At 63.1% G+C, this 20886-nt stretch carries 25 protein-coding genes; 14 read left to right on the top strand and 11 right to left on the bottom strand.

Features of this window, described 5'->3' with window-relative positions; genetic code table 11:
* Positions 1–30 precede the first annotated feature (30 nt).
* From ASE71_RS19050 to ASE71_RS19040, 3 genes are all read left to right on the top strand, one after another.
* Positions 31–1515: a mannitol dehydrogenase family protein gene (locus ASE71_RS19050; RefSeq protein ID WP_060518900.1), complete on the top strand. Its 1485-nt coding sequence runs from the start codon at positions 31–33 to the stop codon at positions 1513–1515.
* A 6-nt stretch (positions 1516–1521) separates the two neighbouring features.
* Positions 1522–2190, top strand: coding sequence for an HAD family hydrolase (locus ASE71_RS19045; protein ID WP_060518898.1), 669 nt, complete (start codon positions 1522–1524; stop codon positions 2188–2190).
* 148 nt (positions 2191–2338) lie between these two features.
* Positions 2339–3922: an FGGY-family carbohydrate kinase gene (locus tag ASE71_RS19040; protein WP_060518896.1), complete on the top strand. Its 1584-nt coding sequence runs from the start codon at positions 2339–2341 to the stop codon at positions 3920–3922.
* A gap of 449 nt (positions 3923–4371) precedes the next feature.
* Here ASE71_RS19040 and ASE71_RS19035 read toward each other — a convergent pair whose 3' ends face one another.
* Positions 4372–5166, bottom strand: a complete 795-nt coding sequence (locus ASE71_RS19035; RefSeq protein ID WP_034794073.1) for a response regulator — start codon at positions 5164–5166, stop codon at positions 4372–4374.
* A 153-nt stretch (positions 5167–5319) separates the two neighbouring features.
* Between ASE71_RS19035 and ASE71_RS19030 the strand changes: the two genes are divergently transcribed.
* The 3 genes from ASE71_RS19030 (at position 5320) to ASE71_RS19020 (ending at position 7778) form a co-directional block, all read left to right on the top strand.
* A complete protein-coding gene (locus ASE71_RS19030) occupies positions 5320–5514 on the top strand; it encodes a NepR family anti-sigma factor (protein ID WP_034794063.1) in 195 nt (64 codons plus the stop codon).
* A gap of 8 nt (positions 5515–5522) precedes the next feature.
* Positions 5523–6077, top strand: coding sequence for an RNA polymerase sigma factor (locus tag ASE71_RS19025; protein ID WP_034794051.1), 555 nt, complete (start codon positions 5523–5525; stop codon positions 6075–6077).
* A 198-nt stretch (positions 6078–6275) separates the two neighbouring features.
* Entirely contained in the window at positions 6276–7778 is a 1503-nt protein-coding gene (locus tag ASE71_RS19020) for a sensor histidine kinase (protein WP_060518894.1), read from the top strand.
* Between the two features lie 124 nt (positions 7779–7902).
* Here ASE71_RS19020 and ASE71_RS19015 read toward each other — a convergent pair whose 3' ends face one another.
* The 7 genes from ASE71_RS19015 to hemP form a co-directional block, all read right to left on the bottom strand.
* Positions 7903–8340 (bottom strand): hypothetical protein, encoded by a 438-nt coding sequence (locus ASE71_RS19015; RefSeq protein ID WP_060518892.1) that lies wholly within the window; start codon positions 8338–8340, stop codon positions 7903–7905.
* Between the two features lie 76 nt (positions 8341–8416).
* On the bottom strand, positions 8417–8785 hold the full coding sequence (locus ASE71_RS19010) for a DUF883 family protein (RefSeq protein WP_034794036.1): 369 nt from the start codon (positions 8783–8785) through the stop codon (positions 8417–8419).
* Positions 8786–8961: 176 nt separating this feature from the next.
* Positions 8962–9753 carry a heme ABC transporter ATP-binding protein gene (locus tag ASE71_RS19005; RefSeq protein WP_034794256.1) on the bottom strand — a complete coding sequence of 264 codons (792 nt, stop codon included), beginning with the start codon at positions 9751–9753 and terminating at the stop codon, positions 8962–8964.
* Positions 9754–9761: 8 nt separating this feature from the next.
* A complete protein-coding gene (locus tag ASE71_RS19000) occupies positions 9762–10880 on the bottom strand; it encodes a FecCD family ABC transporter permease (protein ID WP_060518890.1) in 1119 nt (372 codons plus the stop codon).
* Entirely contained in the window at positions 10867–11817 is a 951-nt protein-coding gene (locus ASE71_RS18995) for a heme/hemin ABC transporter substrate-binding protein (protein WP_060518888.1), read from the bottom strand. The genes ASE71_RS19000 and ASE71_RS18995 overlap by 14 nt, the downstream gene beginning before the upstream one ends.
* Positions 11818–11839: 22 nt before the next feature.
* Positions 11840–12901, bottom strand: coding sequence for a hemin-degrading factor (locus tag ASE71_RS18990; RefSeq protein ID WP_060518976.1), 1062 nt, complete (start codon positions 12899–12901; stop codon positions 11840–11842).
* 10 nt (positions 12902–12911) lie between these two features.
* Positions 12912–13049: a hemin uptake protein HemP gene (gene hemP, locus ASE71_RS37610; protein WP_034794249.1), complete on the bottom strand. Its 138-nt coding sequence runs from the start codon at positions 13047–13049 to the stop codon at positions 12912–12914.
* 251 nt (positions 13050–13300) lie between these two features.
* Between hemP and ASE71_RS18980 the strand changes: the two genes are divergently transcribed.
* From ASE71_RS18980 to ASE71_RS18960, 5 genes are all read left to right on the top strand, one after another.
* Entirely contained in the window at positions 13301–13738 is a 438-nt protein-coding gene (locus tag ASE71_RS18980; RefSeq protein WP_034794025.1) for a hypothetical protein, read from the top strand.
* Between the two features lie 78 nt (positions 13739–13816).
* Positions 13817–14722 (top strand): energy transducer TonB, encoded by a 906-nt coding sequence (locus ASE71_RS18975; RefSeq protein WP_034794022.1) that lies wholly within the window; start codon positions 13817–13819, stop codon positions 14720–14722.
* Positions 14723–14925: 203 nt separating this feature from the next.
* Positions 14926–15339 carry a DUF2325 domain-containing protein gene (locus ASE71_RS18970; RefSeq protein ID WP_034794019.1) on the top strand — a complete coding sequence of 138 codons (414 nt, stop codon included), beginning with the start codon at positions 14926–14928 and terminating at the stop codon, positions 15337–15339.
* Positions 15340–15368: 29 nt separating this feature from the next.
* Positions 15369–15638, top strand: coding sequence for a hypothetical protein (locus tag ASE71_RS18965; protein ID WP_034794016.1), 270 nt, complete (start codon positions 15369–15371; stop codon positions 15636–15638).
* A gap of 157 nt (positions 15639–15795) precedes the next feature.
* The gene (locus ASE71_RS18960; RefSeq protein ID WP_034794014.1) at positions 15796–16110 is read left to right on the top strand and encodes an antibiotic biosynthesis monooxygenase family protein; all 315 of its coding nucleotides are present in this window, start codon (positions 15796–15798) and stop codon (positions 16108–16110) included.
* Positions 16111–16198: 88 nt separating this feature from the next.
* Here the strand turns inward: ASE71_RS18960 and ASE71_RS18955 are convergent, their stop codons facing one another.
* The gene (locus ASE71_RS18955) at positions 16199–16567 is read right to left on the bottom strand and encodes a DUF423 domain-containing protein (RefSeq protein WP_034794246.1); all 369 of its coding nucleotides are present in this window, start codon (positions 16565–16567) and stop codon (positions 16199–16201) included.
* 2 nt (positions 16568–16569) lie between these two features.
* Complete coding sequence (locus tag ASE71_RS18950) at positions 16570–16962, bottom strand: group II truncated hemoglobin (RefSeq protein WP_034794012.1); 393 nt, start codon at positions 16960–16962, stop codon at positions 16570–16572.
* A gap of 142 nt (positions 16963–17104) precedes the next feature.
* Here ASE71_RS18950 and ASE71_RS18945 point away from each other — a divergent pair, with 142 nt between their 5' ends.
* Together ASE71_RS18945 and ASE71_RS18940 are read left to right on the top strand one after the other, a co-directional pair.
* Entirely contained in the window at positions 17105–17665 is a 561-nt protein-coding gene (locus ASE71_RS18945) for a TetR/AcrR family transcriptional regulator (RefSeq protein ID WP_034794011.1), read from the top strand.
* 120 nt (positions 17666–17785) lie between these two features.
* Entirely contained in the window at positions 17786–18127 is a 342-nt protein-coding gene (locus ASE71_RS18940; RefSeq protein WP_034794243.1) for a DMT family transporter, read from the top strand.
* Positions 18128–18148: 21 nt separating this feature from the next.
* Here ASE71_RS18940 and ASE71_RS18935 read toward each other — a convergent pair whose 3' ends face one another.
* Entirely contained in the window at positions 18149–19168 is a 1020-nt protein-coding gene (locus ASE71_RS18935; RefSeq protein ID WP_034794009.1) for a substrate-binding domain-containing protein, read from the bottom strand.
* Positions 19169–19532: 364 nt separating this feature from the next.
* On the opposite strand from ASE71_RS18935, the gene ASE71_RS18930 reads away from it, so the two are divergent.
* Positions 19533–20795, top strand: a complete 1263-nt coding sequence (locus ASE71_RS18930) for an ABC transporter substrate-binding protein (protein ID WP_051659303.1) — start codon at positions 19533–19535, stop codon at positions 20793–20795.
* Positions 20796–20886 lie beyond the last annotated feature (91 nt).

Below are 20886 nucleotides of genomic sequence, written 5' to 3'. Positions count from 1 at the left end.
GTCGGTGAAGCCTCGAAAGGATACGGGATCATGACGACCAAACTCTCAATTGCCGCCCTCGACACGATCAAGGCCAAAGCCGGCGTGCCTGCCTACGATCGGTCGCAACTGACGGCGGGCATCGTGCATTTCGGCGTCGGCAACTTCCACCGGGCGCACCAGGCCGTCTATCTCGACGATCTCTTCAACGCCGGCCACGACAGGGACTGGGCGATCATCGGTGCCGGCGTCCTGCCCTCCGACGCAATGATGCGGGCCAAGCTCGCGGCGCAGGATTTCCTGACGACCGTCGTCGAGCAGGACAACAACCGCACAGGCGCCCATGTCACCGGCGCAATGATCGACTATCTGGAACCGGGCGACGTCGCCGGGATCGTTGCCAGGCTCGCCGATCCCTCGATCCGCATCGTCTCGCTGACCATCACTGAAGGCGGCTATTTCATCGATCCGGCCTCGGGTGTGTTCAACCCGACCCACCCCGATATCGTTGCCGATGCGCAGAACCCGGCGGCTCCGAAGACGGTGTTCGGGCTGATCGTTGCCGGGCTGAAGGCGCGCCGCGGCAAAAACGTGCCGCCGTTCACCGTAATGTCCTGCGACAACATCCCGGGCAACGGCGAGGTTACCCATGCGGCGGTTTCGGGGCTGGCCCGTCTCCATAATCCCGCCTTTGCCGACTGGATCGACGCCAATGTCGCCTTCCCGAACGGCATGGTCGACCGGATCACGCCGGCAACCGGTGCGCGCGAGATCGGCATCGTCGCCGACGACTACGGCATCGAGGATGCCTGGCCGGTGTTCTGCGAGGAATTCAAGCAGTGGGTGCTCGAAGATCACTTCCCACTCGGTCGCCCGGCCCTGGAGAAGGTCGGCGTCCAGTTCGTGCCTGACGTGGCGCCCTATGAGCACATGAAGATCCGCATTCTCAATGGCGGCCATGCGGCGATCGCCTATCCCGCCGCCTTGCTCGACATTCATTTTGTCCACGAGGCGATGGAGGAGCCGCTGATCCGCGCCTTCCTTGCCAAGCTGGAGCATGACGAGATCATCCCGGTCATTCCGCCGGTGCCGAACACCGATCTCGGCGATTATTACAAGCTGATCGAGACGCGCTTTTCCAATCCGAAGATCGGCGACACGATCCCGCGGCTGGCCCAGGACGGCTCCAACCGGCAGCCGAAGTTCATCCTGCCTTCGACGGCCGATCGGCTGGCGCGCGGCGAGGATGTCGTCGGGCTATCGCTCGTTTCAGCGCTCTGGTGCCGATACTTTGCCGGCACGTCGGACAGCGGCAAGACGATCGCCTTCAACGACCAGAGCGCCGACCGGCTGAACAAGGCAGCGCTTGCCGCCAAGGACGATCCCATGGCCTTCCTGGCGCTCGGCGACATCTTCGGCGACGTCGCTCGCTCCGATCTCTTCCGACGTCGTTTCGCCGATGCATTGAAAACCCTCTGGGAAAAGGGTACGCGCGCTACGCTCCAGCTTTATCTGGACGGCAAGCTTGAGGGATAAAATGCGATGGCGGATGCGGCGTCCGGGCTGGTGATCTTCGACTGCGACGGGGTACTCGTCGACAGCGAGCCGATCTCGCTGGAAGTGCTGGTGGACGTGCTCTCGGCCGCCGGCGTCTCGATGACCACCGAGGAGGCGACCGAACGCTTTCTCGGACGCAGCCTCAAAAGCATGTCGGCGATCCTGCACGACGAATACGGGCTTGCCACCGACGATGCGTTTCTCGAAGGCATGCGCCTCCGGCTTTACGACCGTTTCCGCACCGAACTTCAGCCGATCGCCGGCATCCGGGGCGCCGTTGAAGGCCTGAAGGGCGCCTGTTGCGTCGCCTCTTCCAGCCAGCCCGAGCGCATCCGCCTGTCGCTGACCGTAACGGGGCTCATCGACCTCTTCGAGCCCAACATCTTCTCCGCCACCATGGTGAAACACGGCAAGCCGGCACCGGATCTCTTTCTCCACGCGAGCCGCCAGATGGGCTTCGATCCCCACGACTGCGTCGTCGTCGAGGACAGTCCGGCCGGCATCGAAGCGGCGAAGGCGGCGGGCATGCGGGTCTTTGCCTTTGCCGGCGGCAGCCACGCGCGCACCGACAAGCACCGGCAGAGTCTTGCCGCTCTCAGTCCCGACGCGCTGTTTGACGACATGGGCGAATTGCTACAGTTTGTCGGCCGATAGCAGCAGGTTCGAAACGGGAGCGGGACGAGGAACATGTGTGCGGTTTTCCGCCCGCACGTCCGCTCTCCTTCATGACAATCGATCTCGGTTGTGATTGGGTCGGGCAGATCCTAAATCATCGTGATCTTGGGGGCGGGGACTTTCTTTGATGCGTGAATTCGTCGTTGCGGTCGATGTCGGTACCGGCAGTGCGCGCGCCGGTATTTTTGACGGCAAGGGCAGGTTGCTTGCGCGTGCCGACCTGCCGATCGCCATGAACCGGCCGGAAGAAAACCACGCGGAGCACGATTCCGAAGATATCTGGCGCGCCGTCTGCGGCGCCGTCAAAGCGGCGAAGGAAAAGGCCGGGATCGCTGCGGAGGATATTGGAGCGATCGGCTTCGATGCCACCTGCTCGCTGGTGGTGCGCGACCGCGAGGGCAAGCCGCTTTCGGTCAATCGTAAGGGTGAGGCGCGCTGGGACACGATCGTCTGGCTCGATCACCGGGCGCTCGCCGAGGCGGATTTTTGCACGGCGACCGGCCATCCGGTGCTCGACTTCTCCGGCCGCGTGATGTCGCCGGAAATGGAAATGCCGAAGCTCATGTGGCTGAAGCGCAATCTGCCGCAGCAATGGCAGAAGGCTGGCTTCTTCTTCGATCTTGCCGACTATCTTTCCTGGCGGGCGACCGGCAGTGCTGCGCGTTCGCGCTGCACGCTGACGGCCAAGTGGAATTACCTGGCGCATGAGAAGCGCGGCTGGCAGCCGGACTATCTCGCAAAGATTGGGCTCGAGGATCTCATTGAGCGCGGCGGGCTGCCGGAAGAGACCCTGCCGATCGGAAGCTCTGTCGGCCGTCTGAGCGCTGCGGCCGCCGCCGAGCTTGGCCTCGACGAGGCCTGCCAGGTAGCCCCCGGCATGATCGATGCCTATGCCGGCGCGCTCGGCGTCGTCGGCGGCTTCATCGGCAAGCCGGAGAAACTCGAAAAACAGCTGGCCCTGATTGCCGGCACGTCGAGCTGCATCGTCGCCTTTTCCAAGGACATGAAGCCGGGTTTCGGCATGTGGGGCCCGTACTACGAGGCGGTGCTGCCCGGCGCCTGGCTGATCGAGGGCGGGCAATCGGCGACCGGCGCGCTGCTCGACCATATCGTGCGGCTCCATGGCGGCGGTCTCGAACCGACCGCTGAAACCCATGGCCGGATCATCGCCCGGGTGCAGGAACTGCGCGCCGAGCAGGGCGCGGCCTTTGCCGATCGCCTGCATGTCTTGCCGGATTTCCACGGCAACCGCTCGCCGCTCGCCGATCCGCATGGCCTCGGCGTCATCAGCGGCCTGCCGCTTGATTCCTCCTTCGACGCGCTCTGCCGGCTCTACTGGCGCACCTGCGTCGCGATCGCGCTCGGCATCCGCCATATCCTGGAGATGATGCGCGAGGTCGGCTACCAACTCGACACACTGCATGTCACCGGTGGCCATGTGCGCAACGCGCTGCTCATGGAACTCTATTGTGACGTTACCGGCTGCCGGGTTGTGGCGCCGGAAGCGCCGGATGCCGTCCTGCTCGGAACGGCAATGGCGGCAGCGGTTGCCGGCGGCATGCACGCGGATCTCGCCGCGGCCGGCGCCGAAATGGCGTCAGGTGGGCACGAGCGCCTGCCGAACACGGCGGTTCGCGACGCCTATGATCGCGACTATCGCCGCTTCCTGGCGCTCTATCGCCACCGTGACGAGCTCGACAAGATGGCGTGACTGCCGAAAAGGTTGTTGCGGGGTCATGGAACCTTTTTCCGTGTCGCGCATTCTGTTGTTGACCGGACGGTGGCGCGCATAGCCCCCAATGCGGCGCCGGAGGCAGACCGCCGGCCTACAACTCACACTCCCCGAGTGAGTTGCACATACCAGCCAGTGCCTTCCCTCGGCACTGGCTGTTGTGTTTTCAGGGCTTCCTTTGCGAGAAACCTGGCGAAGTGTGGTGGTACGCGCAGATTGGCAGAAGCCGCCGATGAATGCGCAGGTCCAGTGACGAAATTGCTGATGTCAGCTCAGAGAGTTCTCGTCGGGACGTTCCGGCAATCTTGCCAAACAACTCCCGAAACGACCTGCAGCGGCCTACGCGCCGTAGACGCGGGCCGCTGCAAGATCTGGATCGGCGCATGCCCCCTCGACCGCTTACAGTCGAGGGGAACATGCAGTCGCGCTCAGGCCGCCGCCTTGGTGGATTCGTTGAAGAACAAAGCCTGGCTGATCAGCGCCTTGACCATGTCCGGGTTGAACGGCTTGGTGACCAGGAAGGTCGGTTCCGGCCGTTCGCCGGTTAGGAGCCGCTCCGGGAAGGCGGTGATGAAGATCACCGGAATGGCGCTCGTCTTCAGGATGTCGTTGACCGCGTCGATGCCGGAGCTGCCATCGGCAAGCTGGATATCGGCAAGCACCATGCTCGGCCGTGTCTTCTTGTAGAGCGCGATCGCTTCGTCGCGCGTGCGGGCGATCCCGGTGACGCGATGGCCAAGGCTCTCGACCATCTGCTCGATATCGATGGCGATCAGCGGTTCGTCCTCGATGATCATGATATCGGTCGCGACCTGGCGCGAGATTTCCTGCGAGGCGCGATCGAGCAGGCCACCGACCTTGTCGATGCTGACATCGAGAACTTCGGCCGCTTCCTCCGGCCGGAAGCCTTCGACCGAGACCAGAAGGAATGCCTGGCGGGCAAGCGGCGAGACGGTTGCGAGATTGATCGACGCGCGCTGCTCCCAGGCAAACGGAGAAACTGGTTCAGGCACGAGCACGGACGACGAGCCGAAGAGCGAGGTGAACAGGCGGAACAGGCCAACGCGATCATTGCTTGCTTCGGGGAAAATCGACGTGTCGGCGATCAGCGCTTCGAGAACGGCGGCAACATAGGCGTCGCCTGATGTCTGCGAGCCGGTTAGCGCGCGTGAGTAGCGGCGCAGATACGGCAGGAGCGGTGCGATCCGCGTGGACAAAGTCATAGAGGAACTCCCTCGAAAATCGTTTTACGGTGACGTTGCGAGAACGCTCCGCGTAAAAAAAGGTTCCGCGAGGGAACATTTCAATTTTCAACAGCGTTATGGCGGCTATGGACAGTTTTGGCGATTTCGACACTTGAAGGCGACAGTTTGAAAATGAAACATAAAACAGGGGCAGGGCGGACCACCGGCACGACCTTATGGACAGAAGATCCAAATGCGCAAATTGCAGCGAAGCTGAAGGCGCTCTATCAGTCCGTGCAGGAAGAGGCGATACCCGCGCGTTTTCTCGATCTTCTGGAAAAACTCGACGCGGCCGAGCAGCAATCGGCGCTGCAGGGCAGGGAGTAAGTACCGGAATGTCATCCGAAAAGAATGATTTCAAGCGTGAGATGCTGGCCGCGTTGCCGAGTCTGCGTGCCTTCGCCATGTCGCTGATCGGCCGTCACGACCGTGCCGACGACCTGGTTCAGGACACGATCATGAAGGCCTGGGCGAAGCAGGACCACTTCGAGATGGGCACCAACATGAAGGCCTGGCTCTTCACCATCCTGCGCAACGAACTCTACAGCCAGATGCGCAAGCGCGGACGCGAAGTTCAGGACAGCGACGGACATTTCACCGAGTCTCTCGCCCATCATCCTGAACAATACGGCTCGCTGGACCTGCAGGATTTCCGCAAGGCGCTGGAGATGTTGCCGCCCGACCAGCGTGAAGCGATCATCCTCGTGGGCGCTTCCGGCTTTTCCTACGAGGAAGCGGCCACGATCTGCGGCTGCGCGCTCGGAACGATCAAGAGCCGTGTCAACCGGGCGCGCCAGCGCTTGCAGGACATTCTTCAGGTGAAGGGCGAAAACGACTACGGCCCCGACGAGACATCGGCCCCGATCACGTCGCGCGCCTTTGTTTCCTGAGGAAAGTTTCGAGCAGGACACCGTTGCAAAAGCGGCGGTGTCCTGCTTTCACTGACGCCTGTGCCCGAGGGGGCAGGCGGGTGGTGGAGGCAGAGCGCAAATCATGACGATTTTGGGTCGATATGCCCAGAACCGAGCGAGATGCGGGTGCAGCCTGCAAGGGCTCCCCAAGCCGCTCAGATTGGGAATTGAGACCGAATGCGCATGAGGACTGAAAGGACAGACCTGCCCGTCATGACGCTGCTCGACGCGCCTGAGCGTCTGAGCGTCTTGCACGCGACCGTGCCCGACATGGCGGTGCCGGATCGGGACTTCGACGGCATCGTTGGAATTGCGGCGGGCCTCTTCGACGCGCCGATTGCGCTGGTGACCTTGATCGACCGCGAATGGCAATGGTTCAAGGCGGCCGTCGGAACCACGGAGAGCCGGGCGCCATCGGAGGAGTCCTTCTGCGTGCAGGTGGCGGCCGAAGCCGACGCCAGTCTCGTCGTGCTCGACGCATCGACTGATCCGCTGTTCATGCGACGTTCGCGGGTCGTAGGGCCGCCGTTCCTGCGATTTTATGCCGGCGCGCCGATCATGCTCGACGGGCAGGCCGTCGGCACGGTCTGCGTTCTCGACGACAAGCCGCGCGCCGACGTGCCACAGGCGCTGATGGACCAGCTGAGCCGGCTCGCCGGGCTGGCCGCTTCCCTCTTCAAGATCAAGGACGAAGCGCGCCGGCGCGCGCTGAAAGAGGCGGCGCTGTCACGCGAGGAGCAGCGCCACGCAATGGCGCTCGAAGCAGCGAACATCGGCAGTTGGTTGTGGGATATCCGCTCCGGGGTCATTGCCGGTAACAGCGCGATGAAACGCATGTTCGGACTGCCGGCCGACAGCTTCGTCGGCGCCCGCGAGATCTTCGGAGCGATCCATATCGACGATCGCGGCGCGACTTTTTCCAAGCTACGCCAGGCGATGAAGGCCGACGACGAGTACGACGGCATGTTCCGCGTCGGCGACACCGGCCGCTGGCTGCTCGGGCGCGGCCGCGTGCATGATCGCGACAACAAGGGCAATCCGTTGACGTTCATCGGCGTCACGATCGATGTCACCGACCAGCAGGCGTCGGTACAGCGCACGCGGCTGTTGCTGAAGGAGCTCAACCACCGGGTCAAGAACACGCTCGCGATGCTGCAGTCGCTCGCCCGCCAGACCTTGCGCCAGACCAGCGATCCGGCGGAATTCATGACCGCATTTGCCGGGAGATTGCAGGCGATCTCCGAAGCGCACGGCCTGCTTTCCGATCACGAATGGGGCACCATCCGGCTCGCCGACCTCATCGCCAAGCAGCTGCTGCCGCATGTCAACTGCTATGCCGAGCAGATCGAGATCCACAAGGACGAGATATCGCTCGGGCCTGACCAGGCGGTCGGCCTCGGTCTGGTTCTGCACGAGCTTGCCACCAACGCCGTCAAATATGGGTCGCTGTCGGTGCCGAAGGGGAAGGTGGTTCTGACGGCGCGCAACATGATCGAGGATGGCGACAACGTTCTGCATCTCACCTGGACCGAAGTCGGCGGGCCGCCGGTGCGCGAGCCAAAACGGCGCGGCTTCGGCTCGATCCTGATCGAGCGGAGCCTCGACAAGGTCTTGGGCAGCTCGGTCAAGGTGGAATATCTGCCGGCAGGCGTCACTGCGCTCATTCGCCTGCCGCTTTAAGGCGTTGATCGCAATCGGGACGGCCGAAAGGCGCAAGCGCGCAAGGCTCTCCTGCCAGACACCAACGTGCCAGACACCAACGTTCGGAGCGGGAAAGGCCCGCACCGGGTTGGGAAGCCCGTGTTTAATCGTCAGTCGTCCGTCGCCGCTCGCGCCGTTTGCCAGTTCCCACGAGTGCTCCGATCGCCAGAGCGGTGGCGACCGCAAGCAGCGGCTGTTTGCGCAGGATGCCCGCCGCGGCAAGCAGTGTCAGGTTGGTTTGCATCTGTCTGCGGCGGCGACGCTCCTCGGCCAGGCGGCGGTCGCGTCCTTGCAGCATCGCAATGATGCCGAACAGCACCAGCGCGGTCACGAAAAACGCGATCGCGATCGCGGCGGAGGCCGTGACCGGACTGTAAAGTGCGCTGAGATACAGGAACGCGGCTGCGAGGCCGAAGACATAGGCCGTGGCAAGCAGCAATCCTATAACGCCCCATAAGATCGCATTGCGTTTCACGCGTGCAGTGGCCGCGCCGATATCGGCGCTCATGAGCGCGGTCAGGGCTGCCGTCAATGGTCCCATGAATTGCCCCCGATCATCTTCCCCTCGATCTCAGCGGATGGGTGCAACCCATCCGCCTCAACGGCTCGCATCTTCTTCAGCGACGAAGAAGCGCGGCTATGGCCAGACCGATCAGGGCGGCGGCGCCGAGGGTTGCGACGGGATGTTCGCGCACGGCGTGCCGAACCTGCTTTTCCGTGCCGGCGTAGCGATCACGAAGCTCGGCCAGCAGATCTTCACCGCTTGCCAACAGTTCGCTGAGGCCCGCTTCAGCCTGTTCGCGGGCATCCTGTGCCTTGCTGCGCGCCTGCTGCGAAGCCGTCGATCCGCGATCGGCCAAGAGGGCGACAAGCGTCGCCACATCATTGCGCAATTCGCCCAGTTGTTCCTCGATGGAGATGTCGGCGAGCTTGCCGTTGCTTTTTGTCGAACGCGAGCTCGAACCGGAGAAGAGGCCTGACGCCATGACGAATACTCCCTTTCACACATGCGCCGGCCGCGAACGGTCGGCGCTTCCTGATCAAACCGGCGGGCACAACTGCAGGCCCACGCCGGCGCTTCGGGAGAACAACGCGCAAGTGCGGAAATTGTTTCGATAAATCTTGGTGTTGGCTCTCGGAAGAATGAGGACGTGCGCTTGCGTCAGAGCGATGCGGTTTGCGGCAGCACGAAGGGCACGGGCGCCGGCGGAGCCACGCCCACCCGCATGCGGCAGCCGAAGACCGCTTCCATCGTCTCGTCCGTCAGTACCTCGGCCGGCGCGCCGCTGGCGCGGACCTTGCCGGCCTTCATCATCACCATGTGGTCGGCGAACATGGCGGTCAGATTGAGGTCGTGCATGACGGCGACGACACCGCCGCCGCGTTCGCAAAAGTTGCGCGCGAGCTGCATGATGCCCAGCTGGTGGCGGATATCGAGGCTGGAGACGGGCTCGTCGAGCAGAAGGTAACGCGGTTGGCCATCGGTAACGGGTTCTGAGATCTGGCAAAGCACGCGGGCAAGCTGCACGCGCTGCTGCTCGCCGCCGGACAGCTCCTGATAGAAACGCCCGGCAAAGCCGCCGAGATCGACCGCTTCGAGCGCTTCTGCCGCGATCCGGTCGTGCAGGGCGGCGTCGGCGTTTGCGCCGGCGGCAAGCCCGAGCCGAACCACTTCTCGCACCGTGAACGGGAAGGAGATGACGGTCGATTGCGGCAGCACGCCGCGCATCGACGCGAGTTCCCAGGGCTTCAGGCCGCGCAGGTCGCGGCCGTTGATGCGGATCGTCCCGCCTGCTGGTGCAAGCTCTCCGGAAATGGCCTTCAGCGTCGTGGTCTTGCCGCAGCCGTTCGGGCCGACGATCGCCGTCAGCGCGCCGGGTCGGGCCTCGAGCGAAACGCCGTGGATGACCGGTCGCCCGCCGAGGCGGACGGAGAGATTGGAAACGTTGATCATGGCTTCGCTCACAATCCCATGTTCGAACGGCCGCGCAGCAGGATCCAGAGGAAGAACGGTGCGCCGATAAAAGCGGTGACGATACCGATCGGCAGTTCCGCCGGGGAAACGATGGTGCGGGCGATCATGTCGGCAAGGATCAACAGCGTGCCGCCGAGCAGAGCCGAGGCCGGCAGCAGGTAGCGGTGATCGGGACCGATGACGAGGCGCAGCAGATGCGGCACGACGATGCCGACGAAGCCGATGCCGCCGCTGACGGCAACCGACGCGCCGGTCGCCGCAGCAACGCTGACGATCGCGACGTTCTTCAGCCGCTGGACGGGAATGCCCATGTGGAAGGCTGCCGCCTCGCCGAGCGTGATCGCATTGAGGCCGCGGGCGAGAAAAGGGGTGACGGCGAGCGAAAGCAGGATGATCGGCGCCGAGGCAAGGATCTTCGTCCAGTTGGCGCCGGCAAGTGAGCCGAGGCCCCAGAAGGTGAGGTCGCGCAATTGCTTGTCGTCGGCCATGAAGACGAGCACGCCCGTGACGGCGCCGGTCAGTGCGCCAAGCGCGATGCCGGCCAGAAGCAGGGTGGCGATCGAGGTCTGTCCGCCGCGCGTGGCAATGCGGTAGAGCAAAAGCGTCGTGACGAGGCCGCCGAAGAAGGCAGCTACCGGCAGCGCGTAGAAACCGAACAGGGCAAACAGCGGCCCGAAGGTGGCGGTTCCAAGCACGATCAGCAGCACGGCGCCGAGACTCGCGCCCGAGGAAACGCCGACGAGGCCGGGATCGGCCAGGGGATTGCGGAAGAGCCCCTGCATGACCACGCCGGAAACCGCAAGCGACGCGCCAACGAGCATGCCGAGCACGGCGCGAGGGAGCCGGATATCGAGAATGATGATGCGATCGCGGATGCTCAGGGCCTGGTCGGCCTCGCCGATCAGCCAGCGCCAGACATTGGCGAGCGACGCGTCGGCCGCGCCGGTCATGATCGAGCCGACGAAGGTGGCGATGGCGATTACCACGAGGGCGACGACGAGAAGCCGGGCCAGCCGCGAGCGGTTGCCCGCACGCCATTCGTTGCGGATGTCGGCGGCCAATCCGGTCAGGCGCATGCCGCGGTGCAATGCCTCACTGCGAGGCATTGGCCTTCTTCCCGTAGATGGCGGCATTCAGTTCGCGAACGGCGCTAGCTGTGCGCGGGCCGAAGCCGAGCAGGTGCAGGCCGTCCATGCGCACGAGCGCCTTGTTCTGGGCAGCAGGGGTCAGGCTCAATGCCGGCATGGCGAAGAGCTCTTCCGCCTTGGCGGCGTGTTCGCCACCGCGATCCATCATCAGGATGACGTCGGGCTTGGCTTCGACGATCGCTTCGTCGGTGAGTGCCTTGTAACCGGGGAAGGTGCCGACGGCGTTCACCGCGCCGGCGAGTTCGATGATGCCGTTGGCGGCGGTACCCTGACCGGAGGCCATGACCTTGCCGCCCTGGGTGCTCAGGATGAACAGCACGCGCTTGCGCTCACTGTCGGCGCGCGCGGTACCCTCCGCCACGGCTGCATCGAGATCGGCTTCAACGCTCTTGGCGAGCGTTTCGGCCTTGTCCTCGACGCCGAGAAAAGCGCCAACGGCGCGGATCTTGGTGGGAATGCCGGCCTTGTCGAAGGTCTCGGGCACGCTGGTGAAGGCGATGTTGGCCTCCTTCAGCACCGCCAGCGCCTCCGGCGGGCCGCTGCCTTCGACAGCGACGATGGCGCTCGGATTGACCGCAATGATGCCTTCGGGCGCGAGCTGGCGCATATAGCCGACATCCGGAAGCGTCGTTGCTGCTTCCGGATAGGTGCTGGTGGAATCACGCCCGACGAGACGTCCTTCTTCGCCGAGCGCATAGATGATCTCGGTGACGGCGCCGCCGACCGAAACGACGCGCGAGACGTCGGCCTTCTGCGTGTCCTCGGCCATGGCCGTCCGGATGAAGGCGGGGGCATCGGGTGCCACTGCCGGCAGCAGGAAGGTCGCCGAAAGGGCGAAGGCGCCGAGCGCCAGCCCCGAGCGGCGAAGGCGACGGAAGTCGAGACCGTTGATCATCTTGCGTATCCTATTCTCTCGCTCAGGCGGCAACCGTCGTATCGAGGCGCGGCAGGCCTTCGGCGATCGAGCGCCATTCGGGACGTTCCGCAAGGCCCTCTTTGCGCTTGCCGAAGAACTGGATGATCATTTCGCCCTTGGCGTCGAGCGCCTCGATCGAGGTGACATGGCCGTCGGCTGTCGGCTTGCGCACGGCCCAGAGCTCGGCAATGTGGTCGGTGCGCAGATGCAGGTGGAAGGTCGGATCCATGATGTTGAGCCAGGGGCCCATCGTGGCGATCTTGGCGATCGGGCCGGAATGGATCTGAATCATGCCGCGGTTGCCGACGAAGCACATGATCGGCAGTTCGACTTCGGCGCTTGCCTGCATCATCGCTTCGACGCTCTGCGGGTCGAGCTGCCAGGCGAAATCGTCGCCGATGTTGCTCAGCGCCTGGCGGCGGCCGATCTTCAGCTTGCGCAACATGCCGTGGAACTGATGGGTGTCCGTCATCTTCGTCCAGCGCTCACGCAGCTCGACGACGTCCACGACGGTTTCCGGCTTGTCGTCGGTCGGCTGAACGCTGGTGTCGGCTACAAACTCTTGCGTCTGATCGTCGAGGCGGAAATCCGCGACGAGCTTTTCGTAGGCTGCGTCGTTCGATGCGGCGCGCAGATGTACCTTGTGCACGGCGTTGCCCCACTTGTCGAAGAACTGCAGGCTCTTGCGGACTTCGCCCTTGTCGTCCGTCTTCGTCACGGCGAAGGCGTGTGCCCAGGCGCTCGGGAAAACACGAAGGTCGATCTGTTCGCCAAGTACGATGCTCGCCATCTCGCCGGTGGTGATCTTCTCGTAGACGCCGATCTTTTCGTGGACGGCGCTTTCGTTGCGGGTCAGCGCCATGACTTCACCGAGCTCTTCGACGCGCGACAGGAAGCGGTTGGCGTCGGCATCGATACGAACGGCGGTCAGCCCACATTCGGCAGCGACCAGCGCGGCTTCGGAAACGCCGAGCTGGGCTGCGATATCACGCTCGCGCAACTTCGGGTTTTCAGCGCGGTAGGCGCGGATTTCAACGGGAGTGGGGCGAAGGCTCTCGGTCATTTTCATCTGCCTATTTGTTCAGGATCAGCTTGCCTTGGCGGGTGATCTTCATGCGGTAGATCGCGCCGTCGTGGGAAATGAGAATCTCGTTTTCGGTGCCGAAGAGCTCGCGACTTTCGATGATCCGTTGCGCCCGTCCGGTCAGCACCGGAGGCTCCGAGGGGCGTGCGAGATTGTTGTCGTTGGTCACTGTGTTTCGGCCGTTTCGAGTGGGCAGGCCGCGCTGATTTCCCCGCATTTCCCGCCGTGCAATTCGATTACTATCTTGACTTCATTACTCATATTTATTTATGGACGCAATACCGGACTTATAAACTCAAGTTAGTTGCTGCCGGGTTGTGGACAAGGGCGTGCGGCCGGCGTTCGGTGGTGTGCTCGATCCTTTGGAGTGGTGTCGTCATGAAGTTTCCCAGCCTTCCGATTGTTTCCGTTGCTCTTGCGGCTCTCGTTGCCGCAACCGCTGCCAAGGCGCAGGAGACCGCAGCGGCTGGGGGGCTGACGATCGAGCTCAACGAGGTGGCGCCGTCCCAGAAGGGCTGCAAGCTCACCTTCGTTGCCGGCAACGAATTCGCGCAGTCGTTGAGCAAGGTTTCCTTCGAGTTCGTCATTTTCGACCAGAAGGGGCTGGTCGAACGCATGGCCGTGCTCGATTTCCGCGACCTTCCCGCCGGCAAGACCAAGGTTCGCCAGTTCGATCTGCCCGGCACCAACTGCGATGCGGTGAAGAGCCTGCTGATCAACGACGCGCCGGCCTGTGTCGGCGACGGGGTTCAGCCGGGCGCCTGCATGAGCGGGATCAAGACCGGCTCTAAGTCGGCGGTCGAACTCAAGGGGTGAGCGGGACTGGGGCTTAGCGCGTCCGGCAATCCGAGCATGAGGTTTGCGTCGCCCTGGTGCGACGAAGGTAAGGCTGAAATGAAGCGTATCGTCATCTGGAGCGGGGCCGCCGTCTTATCGCTTGCAACCCACGGCGTCGTGCTCGCGACGCTGTTTGGTAGCAGCCCGCCCGAGACGCAACTGGATCTGATCCAGGGTGGCGAAAGCGTCGAAGTGGCGCTTCTCGGCGATGCATTCGAGGAAACGCTTCAGTCGGGTGAAGTGTCCGAAATCGTCGAGCCCACGGAAGATCTGCCCGAGGAGGTTCAGCCCGCCGAGATCCAGCCGGTCGAGGATGTTGCCCCCACGCAGGAGATCGCTGCAGAGCAACCCCACGACCTGACGGCGACGGAGGCAGACGTGATCCTGCCGGCCGAGGAAATGCCTACCCTGCAAGTCGCCGAGGCTGTGGTGACGGCGAGCGTCGCGCCGGTCGAGACTGTCGTGCCGGAAGAAAAGCCCGAGGAGCCGAAGAAGGAAAAGGTCGAAAAGCCGGAGCCGAAGAAGGAGCCGGTGAAAAAGAAGAAGGTCACCCGCAAGAAGGCGGGCGATCAGGGCGAGCAGGCGCAAAATCAGGTCAAGGGCAAGCAGGACGGCCAGGAGAATGGCAGTTCGTCCGCTGCGAATGGCAACAGCCGCGCGTCCGAGGTCGGCAACGCCAACATGGAGAACTATGGCGGCAAGATCCGCAAGCGGATCACACGCCGGTTCAAGGTTCCGTCGGCTGCAAGACGCGACGGCGTATCCGGCACGGCGACCGTTCGTTTCACCTTGACGTCGAATGGAAACCTGACGCGTGTCAGCCTCGCGGGCAGTTCCGGCTCGCCGGCGATCGACGAGGCCGCCATCGATGCGGTTCGCCGCGCTGCGCCATTCCCGGCGTTTCCGGCCGGAGCGCCAAGCTCCGAATCCTTCATCGTGCCGATGGTTGCGACCGTCCGCTGACCTTCTCCCCTTGCTGGTGGGATTCGCGCAGAAGCTGCAAGAAAAAATATGATTAGAAAACTCATGTTTATACTTTACTCTGTTTATCAAGTTTAATAGGTTGCCCTCGTCACGCAGCCGAAGGGTGTGTGTCGAGAGGATATCCCGATGCGACCGGCTGCCTGACGAAGGCCCTTGTTGCGCGACCAGACGGAGAAGATTGCATGCGCGGCAAGCGTCACCAGAATGCGGCGAAGAACGGCAAGGGTCGCTCGGGTTCGGAACCGGTCGAGGCCCGCCAGGAGGCCGGCAAGGCGACGCTCGAAGGGCGCAGCTTCCTGTATGTCGGTGGCCGTGATTGCCAGGTGGCGCACTTGCGCGAAATCGCCAGCTCCTTCGGCGCCGAGTTGTTGCACCACGACGGTGGCCTGCGTGAGGCCGTTTCGCGTATCGACCGCGTGCTGCCGTCTGTCGATTGCGTCTTCTGCCCGATCGACTGCATCAGCCATGACGCATGTCTTCGCGTGAAGACCGGCTGCAAGAAGTGGGGCAAGGCCTTCGTGCCGCTGCGCAACGGCTCGAAGTCGAGCCTGGAACGCGCGCTCCAGGACCTGACCACCAGCCGCAACGAGCGCTAATCCTCTGAAAGACAAGACGAGAATTTGCAATGAACGAAGAACGTCCCGACCTCGCCATGATGATCGGCTTGCACAAGCTGGCGGCCCAGCAGGGCGACGGCCTGGTGCCCGAGCTCTACGAGATCCTGACGCGACGGGCGCGGATGGTGGAAGAGAATACCAACGTCGCCGAGTTCCCCACCTGGCAGGCGCGCCCGCCGGTGCGCGACCCGTTCGGGCTTGCGGAGCCGAAGGAAGGAACTATCCTCGCCTTTCCACGGGCCACAAGCGATGCCGCCCTCAAGAAGGAAAGTGCCTAGCAATTCCAGGAAAAGTGCGAAGCGGTTTTCCGTCCGGAAATGCGTAAGCTAGGAAGCAATTCCAGGAAAAGTGCGAAGCGGTTTTCCGTGCGGGGTTGCGTCCGTTTAAAGATTCAGATCGTTTCGCCGTATCGGCGAAAGGACCTAGGAGACCAAGATGTTTGTTGCCATGAACCGTTTTCGTATCGCCATCGGCCACGAGGAGGCTTTCGAAGCGGTGTGGAAGGGGCGCGATTCCAGCCTTTCCGAAATGCCCGGCTTCGTTTCCTTCCATCTGCTGCGCGGCGACAGCGTGCCGGAGGAGGGCTACACGCTCTTCGTCTCGAACTCGGTCTGGAAGGACAAGGATTCGTTTTCAGCCTGGACCAAGTCGGAGAATTTTCGCGCGGCCCACAAGAACGCCGGCGAGAACAGGGCGATGTATCTCGGTCCGCCGAAGTTCGAGGGTTTTTCGGCCGTTGAAGGCGCCTGATCCGCGCGCCGGCGCGGACATATGATCCTGATTTTGCGTGTTATTCGCCTCCCGGATGGACCTCTCCGGGAGGCGGATTGTTTTGGGGTCAGGCCGTCTTCTTCGGCAGGAAGGCGCCGAGCGAAACGGCGAGCCACCCCGCCATAATCGTCGTGCCGCCGAGCGGAGCGGACATCGGGAAGAGACCGTGGCCTGCAACATGGCGCATGGCGAGATCGGCCGAAAACAGCGCCGTGCCAGCCGCGATCAGGAGCGCGGCAACGGCCGCCGTTCGAAAGTGCGGCCAGGCGGCGTAGAGCGCCACCAACGCCGGGGCGTGGGCGAGGCACATCGCCGAAATGCCGGCAAGCAGCCTCGGGTCGTCGCCATGCGAAGCGGCGGCCGCGCTGACGACGCCGGTCAGGCCCATCAAACCGGCAACAAATAGCGTCGTGGCGCGAAATCCGCTGTGCGACATGGTCATTCCTTGTTCTGCATGTGAAGGGCGAGGCGGGTGATCGGGTCGAGGATGATCTGCCGGAGCTTCGGATGGTCGATCGTTTCCTCAAGCGCGCGGGTAAAGCAAAGCAGCCACTCGTCCCGTTCCTCAGGCCCGATCTCGGCGACGAAATGGCGACGGCGCAGCATCGGATGGCCGCGCTTTTCGACATAGATGGGCGGCCCGCCGAGCCAGCCGGTCAGGTACTCGTAAAACTTCTCTTCGCTTCCGGAAAGATCGGGCGGATGCACGGCACGGCAGCGCGCCGCTTCTGGCAACGTGTCCATCAGCTCATAGAAACGGCGCGTCAGGGCGCGGACCGTCGGGTCACCGCCGATGGCTTCGTAGAGGGTCGTGGTTTCCGGTTCCGCCATGCTCTGCGTCCTTCGTTCGTTCGGTCCTAGCGCGCCGCGACCGGGCGGACAACGGTTTTCAGAACGCGGAATTTGCGGCGTTTCATCGCGGTCAAACAACACTTCTCTTGACAAACCGTCCAGACGGTATCTTTATGGGTGCATGACCGAAGCTCATCGTCGCAAGAAACAGCCGGAACAGGTGCGCCAGCAATTGCTGGAGGTTGCCGCACGCCTTTCGCACGAGCAGGGCGTGGCTGGCATCACGCTCGATGCCGTGTCGCAGGCAGCCGGGGTCAGCAAGGGCGGGCTGCTGCACCATTTCCCGAACAAGCTCGCGCTGCTCGACGGGCTGTTCGACGACCTGGTGACACGGTTCGATCGCGAGATCGAGGCGGCGATGGCGCGCGATCCGGTGGCGAAGGGGCGCTTCACCCGCGCCTATATCGATGTCTGCTTCGCGCTCGATCCGGCAACAGACGTGCCGGGCTGGCGCATGCTGACCATCGCGCTGATTGCCGAGCCGCATCTGAAGAGCCGTTGGCGCGACTGGGTCGGCCGGCGATCGGCGGAGTTTGCGGAGACGGACGGTTCGACCGGCTGCGTGCTTGCGCGTTTCGCCTGCGACGGCGTCTGGCTCGCGGATCTGATGCAGAGCCACGACCTCGATGCGGAGGCGCGGGTCGGTCTGGTTGAAAATCTCAAGGCGCTTTCGGCGCAATAGATAACTTCATCGTTTTATCGAAACACTGGAGTGATCTAAGTCTTTGAAATCACGCAGTTCCGGACGGAAAACCGCTTTGCACTTTTCCTGGAACTGCTCTGGTCCGGAATGGAGTCCCCGATGAACCCCGCCATGCTCTATACCGTCCTGGTTGCAGCCATCGTCTTCGAAGTGCTCGGCACCTCGGCGATGCAGGCCGCACAGCATTTCACCCGGCTGGGGCCGACGGTGATGATGGTGGTCTGCTATGCGATCGCCTTCTTCTTCCTGTCCTACACGCTGCGCTTCATCCCCGTCGGCATCGCCTATGCGGTGTGGAGCGGGCTCGGCATCGTGCTCATTTCGCTCGTCGGTTACTTCGCCTTCGGGCAGAAGCTCGATCTGGCGGCGATCCTCGGACTGGGGCTGATCATAGCAGGCGTGGTGGTCCTCAATCTCTTTTCCAAGTCGACCTTCCACTGAAGCGGTCGGCAGCGCCTGTCCTCAAGCGCCCTGCGGTGGCGCGGTCGATTCCCTGAGGATCAGTTCCACCGGCCAGAGTTCGTGAACCTCTTCGGTCGGCCGGCCTGAGAGAAGCTGCAGCACGAGGTCGGCCGAGCGCGCGCCCGCCGCCCGCATCGAAGAGCGTGTCGCCGAGAGCGACGGAACCATGTTGTCGGCCGTGAGGTAAGGGAAAACGTCGTCATGGGCGATGACCGAGACCTCGCGGCCGATCTCCAGGCCCATGGACCGTGCTGCCCGGTAGATGCCGAGCGCTGTCATCATCGAGCCGGCAACGAAGGCGGTCGGGCGAGGCGTCTGCTCCAGGAACGAGCGCGCGAAGCGAAAGCCGAGTTCGTCGGTAAAGTTGCCATGGGCGACGAGGCGCGGATCGAAGGCGATGCCGCGCGCCTGCAGCGCGTCGCGGTACCCCTTGTCGCGGTGAAGCGAGAAAGTGCGGCCCTGCCGGCCGTTGATCATGGCGATGCGGCGATGGCCGAGATCGATGAGATGCGAGGTCGCGCGGCGGATCGCGCCTTCGTTGTCGATGTCGAGCCAGGCGTGCGGCACGTCGATATCGGAGCGCCCGTGCACGAGGAAGGGCATGCCGAGCTTGTGGAGGAGGGCGATGCGCTCGTCGTTCGGTTCGGGCGAGTGTACGATCACGGCGTCGACGCGGCCGCTGACGGCGAGCCGGCTATAGAGCTGGATTTCGCCCGTGGGGTTCTTGTCGTCCATTGGGCTGACGAGAATGTCGATATCCTCGGTGCCGAGCCGTTCGGCCAGGCCACCCATGAACTCGGAAAAATGGAACTCGCCGGAGCGGCCCATGACCACGCCGATCGCGCCGGCCCGACCGGTGGCGAGCCGCACCGCATTGATGTTCGGACGATAGCCAAGGCGGGTTGCCTCTTCGGCCACGCGCTTGCGCGTCTTTTCGCTGACTTCGGGATAACCGCTCAGCGCCCGGCTGACCGTCGTCGGCGAAAGCCCCAGTTGTTGTGCGAACTCCCTCAGCTTCATTCGAAATGCGTTTCCTCAAGCCTAGCCCGGTCCCAGAAATATACACCTTCGCTGCCCGTAACAATCGGTTTGTCGGGGACGCTAGGTTCTACAGGCCGGGTATGTATTTTACCAAACCGTTTTAAATTAATACAGTTCCCCTTTGATTTTATGGGGTTCTGTGAGGGGCGGTCGATTTTTTTCTCCCATTGCTATTTGGTTGAAAAATAACGATTATTTGTAATAATCCACGCCAAATGGACTTTTCTAAGTGTGTGGATTGACAGTTTTTCCGTCTTCTGCCAACTTTTTCTTATCCAAACCGCTTTCGAATTTGCCGAGGAGCTTTCGTGCGGTGGGAGGGGGAACAGGAGGAGTCGACCCAATGACAACCACGCTCAATGTGCTGAGTTTTTGTGCCGCAATCGTTGCAGCCGGGACGGCTGGCGCCGCCGAGCTTTCGCTCGCCGCCAACACGACCGGGAAGAACGTCCATTTCATTCGCGAACAGCTGGACATTTTCGAGAAGCAGACCGGGCACAAGGTGAGCCTGGTCACCATGCCGCCATCGAGCAGCGAGCAGTTCAGCCAGTACCGGCTGTGGCTTGCCGCCGGAAACAAGGATGTCGACGTCTACCAGACCGATGTCGTCTGGGCGCCGCAACTGGCCGACCAGTTCGTCGATCTGACGGAGGCGGCAAAGGACGTTGTTGGCCAGCACTTCCCGTCGATCATCGCTTCGCAGACGGTGAACGGTCGCCTCGTGGCCTTGCCGGTTTTCACCGATGCACCGGCACTGTTCTATCGCAAGGACCTGCTCGAAAAATACGGCAAGACGCCGCCGAAGACCTGGGACGAGCTGGCTGCGACCGCCAAGGAAATCCAGGAGAAGGAGCGGGCCGCCGGCCAAGCCGATCTCTGGGGCTATGTCTTCCAGGGCAATGCCTATGAGGGCCTGACCTGCAACGCACTCGAATGGGTCAAGTCGTCGGGCGGTGGCCAGATCGTCGAGCCCGACGGCACGATCTCGATCAACAACGAGAAGGCGGCCGCCGCAATCGACCGGATCAAGGGATGGGTCGGCACGATCTCGCCGCAGGGCGTGCTTGCCTATCAGGAGGAGGAATCGCGCGGGGTCTGGCAGACCGGCAATTCCGTCTTCATGCGCAACTGGCCCTATGCCTATGCGCTCGGCAATGGCGATGACAGCGCTGTGAAGGGCAAGTTTGCCGTCGCGCCGCTGCCGACGGCCACCGATGGTGACCAGCCGTCTTCGACGCTCGGCGGCTGGAACGTCGCCGTCTCCAAATATTCCGACGACCAGGAGGCGGCGATTGCGCTCGCCAAGTTCCTGTCGTCCGCCGAGGTGCAGAAGCGCCGGGCGATCGAGCTTTCGAACCTGCCGACGGTTGCCGCACTCTACGACGATGCGGAGGTCGCCAAGGCCCAGCCGTTCATGCCGGCCTGGAAACCGATCTTCGAAAGCGCGGTGCCGCGCCCGTCGGCCGTCACCAAGGTCAAATACAACGAGGTTTCCGCCAAGTTCTGGAACGCGGTGCACAACTCGCTTTCCGGCAACGGCACGGCAGCGGAAAATCTTGAACTGCTCGAAGTCGAACTCACCGAGATGAAGGGCGACAACTGGTGATCCTCCCGGGGGCGAGGGGAGTGCTTGTCAAGCCTCCCTTCGCTCCACCGAGCCACCGCCTTTTCTCTCCGATCAACCGCTCGGCCGTGCG

This window comes from Ensifer sp. Root954, from assembly GCF_001429005.1.
GTDB classification, from domain to species: Bacteria; Pseudomonadota; Alphaproteobacteria; order Rhizobiales; family Rhizobiaceae; genus Ensifer; species Ensifer adhaerens.
The sequence above is the reverse complement of the archived record's forward strand: the minus strand, read 5'-3'. Positions and strand labels throughout refer to the sequence as shown.

Bases quoted from the DNA above. Each gene is read 5' to 3' on its own strand.
- ASE71_RS19050 (WP_060518900.1), top strand. From the start codon at position 31: ATGACGACCAAACTCTCAATTGCCGCCCTCGACACGATCAAGGCCAAA.
- ASE71_RS19045 (WP_060518898.1), top strand. From the start codon at position 1,522: ATGGCGGATGCGGCGTCCGGGCTGGTGATCTTCGACTGCGACGGGGTA.
- ASE71_RS19040 (WP_060518896.1), top strand. From the start codon at position 2,339: ATGCGTGAATTCGTCGTTGCGGTCGATGTCGGTACCGGCAGTGCGCGC.
- ASE71_RS19035 (WP_034794073.1), bottom strand. From the start codon at position 5,166: ATGACTTTGTCCACGCGGATCGCACCGCTCCTGCCGTATCTGCGCCGC.
- ASE71_RS19030 (WP_034794063.1), top strand. From the start codon at position 5,320: ATGAAACATAAAACAGGGGCAGGGCGGACCACCGGCACGACCTTATGG.
- ASE71_RS19025 (WP_034794051.1), top strand. From the start codon at position 5,523: ATGTCATCCGAAAAGAATGATTTCAAGCGTGAGATGCTGGCCGCGTTG.
- ASE71_RS19020 (WP_060518894.1), top strand. From the start codon at position 6,276: ATGCGCATGAGGACTGAAAGGACAGACCTGCCCGTCATGACGCTGCTC.
- ASE71_RS19015 (WP_060518892.1), bottom strand. From the start codon at position 8,340: ATGGGACCATTGACGGCAGCCCTGACCGCGCTCATGAGCGCCGATATC.
- ASE71_RS19010 (WP_034794036.1), bottom strand. From the start codon at position 8,785: ATGGCGTCAGGCCTCTTCTCCGGTTCGAGCTCGCGTTCGACAAAAAGC.
- ASE71_RS19005 (WP_034794256.1), bottom strand. From the start codon at position 9,753: ATGATCAACGTTTCCAATCTCTCCGTCCGCCTCGGCGGGCGACCGGTC.
- ASE71_RS19000 (WP_060518890.1), bottom strand. From the start codon at position 10,880: ATGCCTCGCAGTGAGGCATTGCACCGCGGCATGCGCCTGACCGGATTG.
- ASE71_RS18995 (WP_060518888.1), bottom strand. From the start codon at position 11,817: ATGATCAACGGTCTCGACTTCCGTCGCCTTCGCCGCTCGGGGCTGGCG.
- ASE71_RS18990 (WP_060518976.1), bottom strand. From the start codon at position 12,901: ATGACCGAGAGCCTTCGCCCCACTCCCGTTGAAATCCGCGCCTACCGC.
- ASE71_RS18980 (WP_034794025.1), top strand. From the start codon at position 13,301: ATGAAGTTTCCCAGCCTTCCGATTGTTTCCGTTGCTCTTGCGGCTCTC.
- ASE71_RS18975 (WP_034794022.1), top strand. From the start codon at position 13,817: ATGAAGCGTATCGTCATCTGGAGCGGGGCCGCCGTCTTATCGCTTGCA.
- ASE71_RS18970 (WP_034794019.1), top strand. From the start codon at position 14,926: ATGCGCGGCAAGCGTCACCAGAATGCGGCGAAGAACGGCAAGGGTCGC.
- ASE71_RS18965 (WP_034794016.1), top strand. From the start codon at position 15,369: ATGAACGAAGAACGTCCCGACCTCGCCATGATGATCGGCTTGCACAAG.
- ASE71_RS18960 (WP_034794014.1), top strand. From the start codon at position 15,796: ATGTTTGTTGCCATGAACCGTTTTCGTATCGCCATCGGCCACGAGGAG.
- ASE71_RS18955 (WP_034794246.1), bottom strand. From the start codon at position 16,567: ATGTCGCACAGCGGATTTCGCGCCACGACGCTATTTGTTGCCGGTTTG.
- ASE71_RS18950 (WP_034794012.1), bottom strand. From the start codon at position 16,962: ATGGCGGAACCGGAAACCACGACCCTCTACGAAGCCATCGGCGGTGAC.
- ASE71_RS18945 (WP_034794011.1), top strand. From the start codon at position 17,105: ATGACCGAAGCTCATCGTCGCAAGAAACAGCCGGAACAGGTGCGCCAG.
- ASE71_RS18940 (WP_034794243.1), top strand. From the start codon at position 17,786: ATGAACCCCGCCATGCTCTATACCGTCCTGGTTGCAGCCATCGTCTTC.
- ASE71_RS18935 (WP_034794009.1), bottom strand. From the start codon at position 19,168: ATGAAGCTGAGGGAGTTCGCACAACAACTGGGGCTTTCGCCGACGACG.
- ASE71_RS18930 (WP_051659303.1), top strand. From the start codon at position 19,533: ATGACAACCACGCTCAATGTGCTGAGTTTTTGTGCCGCAATCGTTGCA.